This window comes from Bartonella sp. AP57NXGY (assembly GCF_042195805.1).
GTDB lineage: Bacteria > Pseudomonadota > Alphaproteobacteria > Rhizobiales > Rhizobiaceae > Bartonella.
Window position 1 is genome coordinate 1 of record NZ_JBHIOZ010000382.1, and the last position, 1,005, is coordinate 1,005.

General features: G+C 38.7%; 1 pseudogene. It reads right to left on the reverse strand.

Annotated elements, in window-relative coordinates:
- Window positions 1-1,005: pseudogene (locus ACFIL8_RS11015) on the reverse strand (hypothetical protein); the annotation flags it as partial.

The following is a 1,005-nucleotide window of genomic DNA, read 5'->3' on the forward strand; positions in this document are numbered from 1 at the left end:
TAACGTAGGTTGGATACTGCTAGACCAACGGCGGCTGCTTGCCTTGCCTCTTTCCGTACGCTCTTAATGTCATAACTTAAAATATTAAACTTCATATCTGTATATCGGTCAGACCGATCAACAGCATCATCAATGGCATTAATAACAATATTATCCACCCGACTATCCGTATATTTTTTTGCATCATCGAGAACAATTTTCATCTGTTGCTGAGTGTAATCATGTAGTTGACCACCATTCACAGCTTCTTTCGAACCTTGTTCAATGCGACCATTGGCAACATTATCAATCATAACAGGTTCACTTTCGTTGCCACCTTTTAGAGTGATCTTATTGGTTTTTTTACCATCAGCATCTTTATCATAGTTAACTGCACCATCAGAAAGATTATTAACCGTGTTCTCAATATTATCAACTCTGTCTTCAATATTGAAAACCGTTTCACCAATATTCGTAACCGTAGTGGAAATATTGTCGACTCTGTTTTCAATATGCTTAATATCTTTTTCAACGCCAGTGATACGTTCGTTGGTTTCCCAAAGCTGTCCACCATTGACTGCATCTTTTGAACCTTCTGCAATTTTACCATCTGCTACATTGATAATCTTACTTGGTTGACCATCATGGCTAGCGTCATAAGCTTTTTTCTGCTCATTCCAATTTAAACCATTGGACGAGACATTGTTTTCAACACTTTGAATACGGTCGTTTATCTTAGACATACTCTCACTTACGCCGTCAAAAGCACTGGCAACGTTATGATAATCCTTCTTTTCACCAGAGCTCCCGTCAGCCTTGAATTGTGCTATCTTGAAAGTAGGAGCAGTCCATTCTCCATTATTATAGCCAGCGCCACCACCAAAATATGCAGCAAGCTGATTACTCATCAAATAAAGTTGCGAACCATTTATAGCATCGGTTGAGTTAGCAGAAATATCTCCATTAGCAAGAAACTTAATTTTGCTATTTTCTTTGTCTGCTCCATGCTGTGCTACAAATGCCTGC